General features: G+C 31.2%; 7 protein-coding genes. 4 read left to right on the forward strand and 3 right to left on the reverse strand.

Annotation, left to right across the window (positions count from 1 at the left end):
- Positions 1 to 278 (forward strand): hypothetical protein (locus ACJAX4_RS19170; RefSeq protein ID WP_435791041.1); only part of this gene is annotated, 278 nt, incomplete at its 5' end.
- A 40-nt stretch (positions 279 to 318) separates the two neighbouring features.
- Here ACJAX4_RS19170 and nhaC read toward each other — a convergent pair.
- Complete coding sequence (gene nhaC, locus ACJAX4_RS19175; RefSeq protein WP_435791042.1) at positions 319 to 1,758, reverse strand: Na+/H+ antiporter NhaC; 1,440 nt, start codon at positions 1,756 to 1,758, stop codon at positions 319 to 321.
- A 459-nt stretch (positions 1,759 to 2,217) separates the two neighbouring features.
- Between nhaC and ACJAX4_RS19180 the strand changes: the two genes are divergently transcribed.
- Both ACJAX4_RS19180 and ACJAX4_RS19185 read left to right on the forward strand, forming a co-directional pair.
- On the forward strand, positions 2,218 to 2,817 hold the full coding sequence (locus ACJAX4_RS19180) for a hypothetical protein (protein ID WP_435791043.1): 600 nt from the start codon (positions 2,218 to 2,220) through the stop codon (positions 2,815 to 2,817).
- Between the two features lie 184 nt (positions 2,818 to 3,001).
- Positions 3,002 to 4,108 carry a DEAD/DEAH box helicase gene (locus ACJAX4_RS19185; protein WP_435791044.1) on the forward strand — a complete coding sequence of 369 codons (1,107 nt, stop codon included), beginning with the start codon at positions 3,002 to 3,004 and terminating at the stop codon, positions 4,106 to 4,108.
- Positions 4,109 to 4,147: 39 nt separating this feature from the next.
- On the opposite strand, the gene ACJAX4_RS19190 is transcribed toward ACJAX4_RS19185, so the two are convergent.
- Positions 4,148 to 4,339: a hypothetical protein gene (locus ACJAX4_RS19190; protein WP_435791045.1), complete on the reverse strand. Its 192-nt coding sequence runs from the start codon at positions 4,337 to 4,339 to the stop codon at positions 4,148 to 4,150.
- 84 nt (positions 4,340 to 4,423) lie between these two features.
- Positions 4,424 to 5,665: an HlyC/CorC family transporter gene (locus ACJAX4_RS19195; protein WP_435791046.1), complete on the reverse strand. Its 1,242-nt coding sequence runs from the start codon at positions 5,663 to 5,665 to the stop codon at positions 4,424 to 4,426.
- Positions 5,666 to 5,987: 322 nt separating this feature from the next.
- On the opposite strand from ACJAX4_RS19195, the gene ACJAX4_RS19200 reads away from it, so the two are divergent.
- Positions 5,988 to 9,201 (forward strand): ATP-binding protein (locus ACJAX4_RS19200; protein WP_435791047.1); only part of this gene is annotated, 3,214 nt, incomplete at its 3' end.

Below are 9,201 nucleotides of genomic sequence, written 5' to 3' on the forward strand. Positions count from 1 at the left end.
TCGCATTTTGTGCATTGCATGGAATTGACGATGACACTACATTACTATATGCATTTACAAGAAAGAAAAGCATCAAAAGGGATGGGGTAAGCGGTATAAAATCTAGAAAATCCTTTAACGAAATTGTTAAAATCATCTCTGACGATGATGGAAATACAGATTTAAATATAAATTTCAATATGGCGTCTAAGGTTCTAATTTCTTTTGTTGAGAATGGGGATGTACTAAGGGATAAAATACTTGCAACAGTGAATGAAAGGCACAAAAAAATTATATAAGAAAATCCTTGTTGAAATTTCAACAAGGATTTTTTTATGATTATTTTTTTGTGCCTGCATATTCTGGAGCAGATGGATCATCCTCAAGTTTCATCATTGTAATTCCTGTAAATCCAAAGAAAATAGATACAAATGGATTAACAAGATTTAAAAAGCAGTAAGGAAGATACGCAACAGTTGCAATTCCAAGGGAGGTACTCATAAATGCTCCACATGTATTCCATGGAACAAGTGGAGAAGTTATTGTACCAGCATCCTCAAGGCATCTTGAAAGGTTCCTAGGAGCTAGTCCTCTTTTATGGAACTCATCCTTGTACATTTTACCAGGAAGCACGATTGAGAGATATTGATCGCCAGCTAGTATATTTGCAAATATTGATGTGAAAACTGTAGCTGTTACAAGTGAACCTGTACTCTTTGCATATTTAAGTACTCTACTTGCAAGAGTTTCAAGCATTCCAGTTTTGTCAAGTACACCACCAAAAGAAAGTGCTGCTATTATTAGAGAAATTGTCCACATCATGCTTTGGTATCCACCTCTAGTAAGAAGAGAATCTAAAATTTCGTTACCAGTGTCAGATACAACACCATATTGCATTGCATCCATTACAGCAGCAAAGCTAGCACCTTGAGCAAGCATAGCAGCTACTCCACCAAGTAAAACACCTATAAATAAACCTGGAATAGCAGGTACTTTTTTAGCCACCATAACTATAACTATAATTGGTACTAGTAGTAGAAATGGGTTTATTGTAAAGTTTTGACTCATTAAATTGGTTAGTGCATCTATAGCGCTTGTATCGAGTGTTTGTCCTGCGAATCTGAATCCGAGTATAGCATAACCAATTAAAGCAATTAATAAACTTGTTCCTGTTGTATATACCATATGTTTTATATGGTCAAATAAAGTTGCGCCAGCCATAGCTGGAGCCAGGTTTGTAGTATCTGATAGTGGAGACATTTTATCCCCAAAGTATGCACCAGAAATTATTGCACCTGCTGCCATTGGTGCTGGTATTCCAAGTCCTGCAGCAACACCCATTAGTGCTATACCTACAGTTCCTGCTGTTGTCCATGAACTACCAGTTGATATTGAAACAATAGCGCAAAGTATACAAGCTGCAACTAGGAATATTGATGGTGATAACACTTGTAATCCGTAATAGATAAGTGTAGGTACAATACCACCAAGAATCCATGTACCTATAATCATACCTATAATTGCTAAAATAAGTATTGCCTGCATTGTACTAGAAATAGTACCTATAATCCCTTCTTCGATATCTTTCCATGAATAACCGAGTCTAGTAATAGCAACTACTGAAGCTATGAGCGTCCCGAAAATTAATGGAACATGAACATCTTGTCCAACTGCAAAAACAGGTAATACACAATACATTAAAATTGCGATTGTACCAACGACAGGTATTAGAGCCTCCCATAATTTAGCCTCTCTAGGTTTCTTTTCTTTTGAACTCATTTACAATTCCCCCTTTATGTTTCTAGTCTTTATAAAAGACTCGTATGGAATATATATTAATATTTAGAAAAGTATTTCTAAATTTTAACACTATATAATGAATACACAATTGTAGTGAAATATGGATTTAAGAATAAAATACAACGATTAGAGAGCTCTATAATAGTATAGATTGAATCAATTATAAGAATATTATAAATTTACAATCAATTCAAAGTATTCTTTAGATGTTTAAGTAGTATTATACAGATTTAATCTTAAAAAAGCAACAACAATATAAGATATCCAATCGATTACAATTAAAGTATTGCTAGAAACTTAATTTGATTTTGTTCATATTGTAATTGAAGAATAAGCAATAAATAAGGGTTTTTATCTTGTTATTTTTTTATCAAATGTGTTATAATAAACTTGTCCAAATGAAGATTTTTACAATAAAATTTAACCGGAGGTAATCAAATGAAAATTAAAGCAATATTATTATCACTAGCTGTAGGTGCTACACTATTAGTAGGATGTTCTGCTAATAAAGAAGCAGAAAAAACAGAACCAACAAAAACTGAAGATGCAACACCAGAAAAAACTGAAGAAACAGAACCAGTAGTAGCTGATGTGGTTACAACAGCATCACTTGTAGATACTGAAGCGGCTTTTGAGAATGCAATAAGCAGCGAAGGTACTTGGATTATTACAACACTAAAGGACTTAACTTTTGACAAAGATATTGTAGTTGATGGTGATTTTAAAAATGGTAAAACAGATGAAAAAGATGAAACTATAGAACTTATGCAACGTAAGATTGGTCTTTATACACAAGACGAAGATCGTAACGTAACTAATAGATTTACTTTGACTGCACCAAAATTAACTTTCAATAGTGTTATGGGAAGTATAGAACATGGAACTTTCAAAGGAGATCTTTATGTTTCAGGAAATGACTTTAAGTTAAAGGATGCTAAAGTAGAAGGAAATGTTTACTTTACTACAGATGAAGCTAAATCTACTTTTACAATGGATGATAAAAGTGAAGTAACTGGAGTTCAAGAATTAAAGAAATAAAGAAATAAAGAAATAAACCATACTGTGTACTTACAAAAGTATACAAACTTAAAAAACAGCCAATCCTTATGGATTGGCTGTTTTTTTGGTGTCATCCAAGTGGCATCTTTAACTTGCCACTTGGGTGACACCAATGGTATAATAAATTGACGAAAATATGATTTAAATAGAAAGGTAAATGATAATGATAAAGTTTAAAAAATTAGGAATTAACGATGATATTCTAAATATGCTTAAAATTCAAGGTATAAATGAGCCAACTCCGATTCAAGAGCAAAGTATTACACTCATAAAAGATGGGATCGATATTATAGCGGAGGCACAAACAGGCACCGGAAAAACACTTGCGTTTCTGCTACCAATGTTTGATAATATGTCAGCTGATATAAATACAATTCAGGGACTAATAGTTACACCTACAAGAGAACTTGCAATACAAATAACAGAAGAAGCTAAAAAGCTTGCCGGGGGTAAAAATTTAAATATTTTGGCAGCCTATGGTGGAAAGGATATAGGTGTGCAGCTCAAAAAACTAAAGGGAAATATTCATCTGGTTATTGCAACGCCAGGAAGGCTACTAGACCATCTTAGTCGCGGTACAGTTGTACTTGATAATTTGAAGACTTTAGTATTAGATGAGGCGGATCAAATGATTCTTATGGGATTTAAAAATGATATTGAAGCTATCATAGAAAAAACACCGAAAAATAGGCAGACATTATGTTTTTCTGCAACTATGAGCTCAGAGGTAAAAAAACTGGCATATAAGTTTATGAATGATCCGAAGGAAATAATTATAAAAAAAGAACAAACTACCCTTAAAAATATAAAGCAATTTTTAATCGAAACAACGGATAGAAGAAAACAGGCAGATTTATGCAATGTTCTAGATGAAGGCAATCCATTTATGGCCATTATTTTCTGTAGAACTAAAAGAAGAGTTGATGATCTTGAAATGGCACTTTATAAAAAAGGATACAACTGTAAAAAGTTGCATTCTGACATTACACAATCAAAAAGAGAGAAAATAATGAAAGAATTTAAAAACTGTGATATACAGTATTTAATTGCTACCGATGTAGCGGCTAGAGGTCTTGATATAAACGGAGTGAGTCATGTTTATAATTATGATATACCTGAAAGTGCGGAAGGCTATATACACCGTATAGGCAGAACAGGAAGAGCTGGAGAAGAAGGATACACATATTTATTTGTAGCTCCTAAGGATAGAGTTATTTTGGATTCTATAGAAAAGAAAATTAAATGTAAAATTCCTAGAAAAATTTTGTAGTTGATTTGTAAATTTCAAAACTAATATTTAAAATTTTATCTAAATAAATTTTTTAGCACTCTTCCAATGTTTTGAGGATAAATCATACTTTTGAAAATCTGGTACAGCTCCATCTGTTTCAACTAAAGCCTTTGCTACTTTTTTTAGATCGCTTCTTGTTTCGCATTTGAAAGAATCTGATGATTCTATTGAGTCCATTACGTCTTCTACTTTTCTCTGAAAATTATTCACGTTAAATCCTCCTTTAGTTCTTTATTTGATTTAAAAAACACTTAGCACATGAAGATATTATGTGCTAAGTGTTTTACTTTTATGTTAAGTTATAATTTTCATTTTTACTATACGATTTCTGCTGGTACTTTGTATAGTGAATTTTGTATCGTTAAAATTTATGGTTTCACCGGTTTTTGGAAGTCTTCCAAGTAAGCCTGTAACAAAACCACCTATTGAATCAAAGTCCTCTGACTCTAAATTGAGTCCTATCATTTCATTAACCATGCTTATTTTAGTATCGCCATCAACAATATATTCATCTTCTTTAATGATTTCGATTTTATCTTCGTCATCATCGTATTCATCTTCTAAATCTCCAACAATTTCTTCCACCAAATCCTCAATAGTAACAATACCAGAAGTACCGCCATATTCGTCTAATAAAATCGCTATAGGCACTCGCTTTGCCCGCATATCTGCAAATAAATCGACAGTGCTTTTATACTCATAGGTAAAGTAAGGAACACGCATATGTTTCTCTATACTGAATTCTTCTTTTCCATCTTCGAAGAAAATTAAATCTTTAATATACAAAACTCCAATAATATTATCAACAGTCTCTTCATATATAGGTAATCTGGAAAATTGCTCCTCCCTAAAAATATTTATGAGTTCTTGATAAGTTGAGGTTATGTTTGCTACAATCATATCGGTTCTTGGAGTCATAACATCCTTTGCTTGCGAATCTCCAAATTCAAATACATTATAGATCATTTGTTTTTCTTCGCCTTCTAAAACACCTTCCTCATGACTTACACTGACCATTGTTTTTAATTCTTCTTCAGTAATAAATGGTTTAACCTTATCAATTTCTCCACCAAGTATTTTTATTATTGTATTTGTTATATAAATTAGTACTGTTATAAGTGGATTTAAAACAAAGGTAATTAAGCTTATTGGACCAGCAACTTTTAAAGCTATTTTTTCGGAGTTTTGTGCAGCAAGTGACTTTGGAGTTATCTCTGCAAAAATCAATACAAGAATTGTCATTGAAATCGTCGCAATAGCTACTCCTGAGTCCTTATAAAGGTGAATGGCCAAAGATGTTGCTAGTGCAGAAGCACCAATGTTAGAAATGTTATTTCCTACCAAAATAGAACCTAAAAGTTTACTTGGATTTTTGAGTAATCTATTAATTCGTTCAGCACCTTTAGTTTCAGAATTTACCATATGACGTAATCTAATTTTGCTTAAACTCATCAAAGCGGTTTCAGAGGCAGAGAAAAAGGCAGAAATCATTAATAAAATAACTAAAGATATAATTTGCCACGCATCGGGGTCCATACAGTGTTCACACTCCTTAATATTTAACTAACAAGATTATACCATGAATTAAGGAATATTTGTATCGATTTAGCATTAATGTTTTAACAATTGTTTTATATTGGATATAAAACAATCAAGAATAAATAATTAATGATTCCTATCTTTTGTTTGTTTCGGACTAATATTATAATGTGTTATTTGTTTGAAATATAAAATATATGTAATAATATGCACTATTTTGTTGGTATATATCACATATATTACATATAATATGTTATTATATATTGTAACCATTTAGCTTAAAACGTTATTATAAAGACAATTAATAAAGGAGTTATGCATGAAAAAAAATAGATCGCACGAAATTAAAATATTTATTTTACTATCAATAACTTTAGTTATTTTTCAAATGATAATTAAGGGGAGTAGTGAAGTTAGTCATACAGAAAAAAATGTACCCACAGCAGTGAAAGGGGTCTTGGATTTAAGGAATTGGGACTTTGAAAAAGATGGAATGATAAAACTCGATGGAGAGTGGGAATTTTATGATAATGAGTTATATCTGCCTTACGATTTTCAAAGCGATTCTAAAGTAGGTATGAGCTATGGTAAGCTACCTGGTGTTTTTAAACATCAGGGATATTGTACATATAGATTAAAGTTACTTATGAATAATAATGAGGATCTTTATTCAGTGAAAGCAGATTATATCCAAGGTGCATTCGAACTTCTCGCTGATAATAGATTAATAGCCTCTGTTGGACGGGTGGATAAAACAAAAAATGAAATGCGGTTACAACGAACTCCGGCTATAGGTTCCTTTTATGTGGAAAATGGACAGGGCTACTTATTACTTAGAATTAGTAATTTCCACAATCAATATGCATATATAGACACAATAGTATTAGGCGAATCTTCCGAAATTATAGCTATGAGAGAGAATAAGCTAGCATTGGATTTATTCATCATTGGCTGTACCATTATGGCTGCTATATATAGTTTTGGGGTATTTATTAATAGAAGAAAAGACAAGGCTCAATTATATTTTGCAATGATTTGTATAATTATTACCATTAGAACATTACTTGTTGGTGAAGGGTTCATTATATCATTGTTACCTGACTTTGATTATAAGGGTTTTACAAAATTAAAAATCTGGACCTTTTACTCGTACATTCCTTTTATAATTTTATTTATATATTATTCATACAAAAAAAGATTTTCAATTAAATTTATAAAAATATCAAATTATTTAGCTTTGTTATATACTTTAATTGTAGTCTTATTTCCTATTAAATACTATATATATTATTTATTGCCTTTTGAGATATTTGCCCTTATGTCACTTTTTTATATGATGTACAAACTTTCGAAAAACTATATAAACAAGGAAGAAACTGATTATATAGTTGTTGTAGGACTGTTTGCACTAATCATTACGAGGATTAACGATATATTGTATGAATACAGTATAATAATTACAGGTTCTTTTGCATCACTAGGGATATTGGTTTTTATTGTCGTAAATTACTATGTTTTAGCAAAAAGGCAAGCTAATGAACTTTCAAGAGTTGAAAATATTAGCGTTAAACTAAAATCATTGGACAATTTAAAGGATGATTTTCTAGCGATGACTTCTCACGAGTTAAAAACTCCACTTAATGGAATTATTGGATTAACTGAAGGGATAGTAAACAATAAAAATGCTAGTGTGGATGAAGAACTTAGAGAGGACTTGTTTTTGGTGAACTTAAGTGCTAAAAGATTATCTAACTTAGTTACTGATATGATGACATTCTCTAAGCTAAAAAACAATAAAATAGTATTACATAAAAAACCTGTTAATATAAGCAATGTGGTAGAAATGGTGATGAAATTTAGTCAAATATCGTTAAATAATAAAAATGTTGCATTTACAAATTCTATAGACACAAGTACACCCTGTGTATTTGGAGATGAAGATAGAATACAACAAATTCTATATAATTTGCTCAGTAATGCTATAAAATTTACGCATAGTGGACAAATAACAGTATCCTATGCTGTAAAAAATTTTTTTGTATATATATATGTTACAGACACAGGAATAGGAATTCCAAAGCAAAAGCTCAATGACATTTTCACTAGGTATGAGCAGGTAGAAGGAGTTTCAGATAAGTATGGTGGTACTGGAGTAGGGCTTTATGTAACTAAAGAACTTATTGAAATACAGGGTGGAAGTATAAAGGTTTCTTCAGTCATGGGACAAGGAAGTGAATTTGAGTTTACGCTTCCACTATGCACTAATGAACAGCTAAACAGTTGTCCTAGTCAGAATATGTGTAAAAAAATCGATAAAGATGATGAAGAAATACTAGCTGGAAATTTAAACTCTATAGAGTTTAAACCTAGTAAACTGACTATATCTAAGGATAATGTCAAGAAAATCATTAATGAAAACATAAATTCGAGCAGTAAAGATAAGTACAAGATTTTAATAGTGGATGATGAATACGTTAATCTTAAGGTTCTAAAGAATTTTTTGTCTAGCAATACATTTGAAGTATTACAAGCTTCTAGTGGTAAGGAGGCATTGCAATTAGTAGAAGAAAATTCAGATTTAGATTTAGTAATTGTCGATATGATGATGCCTGATATTTTAGGTTATAAAGTATGCCAAATAATCAGGGAAAAACAGTCTGCCTTTGAACTGCCGGTATTAATTATGACTGCAGACAGTAAGCTTGAGAACATGGTTATATCCTTTGAGTGTGGTGCGAATGATTATTTAAAGAAACCTTTTGATATAAATGAGTTATTGTGTAGAATCAATACACTTATAACCTTAAAACATTCAGTTAATGGTGCATTAGCACTGGTGCATGAAATTTCAGCAGCTGAAAATAAAGTTGAAAAACTTAGGATGGAAAGCGTTGAAACCAGCAGACAACTGGAGCAACTTGTGGCAAATGATAAGATCAAAACAGAATTTTTAGCTAATATGTCACATGAACTTAGGACACCTTTAAATGTAATTTGCAGTACGATACAGTTGTTGAAGACTTTGGATGGATCAAAACAATTAGGCGATGAAAAAATCAAATATTATATCAAGATAATGAATCAGAATTCTTTAAGGTTACTTAGACTTATAAATAATATAATAGACACAACTAAATTAGATGCAAACTATATGAGTCTTAACCTAAAAAATGGTGATATAGTCTATGTTGTAGAGGAAATATCACAATCTGTAGCTGAGTATATAAAAAACAATGGAATAACCCTTATATTTGATACTGATGTAGAAGAAAAAATAATAGCATTTGATGAAGAGAAAATTGAGAGGATTATGCTTAATTTACTATCGAATGCAGTTAAATTCACTAAGAAAAATGGCAGTATTCTAGTTAACATTTATGATAAAGGTGATTTTGTTGAAATATCGGTGAAAGATACAGGCATAGGAATTCCAAAAGATAAGTTGAAATTTATTTTCGAACGTTTTGCCCAAATTGATAAATCTACATCAAGGCAGAATGAAGGCAGTGGTATAGGGCTTGCATTAGTAAAGT

This window comes from Clostridium sp., from assembly GCF_051278035.1.
GTDB lineage: Bacteria > Bacillota > Clostridia > Clostridiales > Clostridiaceae > Clostridium_AD.

Coding starts and splice junctions, on each gene's coding strand:
- nhaC (WP_435791042.1), bottom strand. CDS start 1,758: ATGAGTTCAAAAGAAAAGAAACCTAGAGAGGCTAAATTATGGGAGGCT.
- ACJAX4_RS19180 (WP_435791043.1), top strand. CDS start 2,218: ATGAAAATTAAAGCAATATTATTATCACTAGCTGTAGGTGCTACACTA.
- ACJAX4_RS19185 (WP_435791044.1), top strand. CDS start 3,002: ATGATAAAGTTTAAAAAATTAGGAATTAACGATGATATTCTAAATATG.
- ACJAX4_RS19195 (WP_435791046.1), bottom strand. CDS start 5,665: ATGGACCCCGATGCGTGGCAAATTATATCTTTAGTTATTTTATTAATG.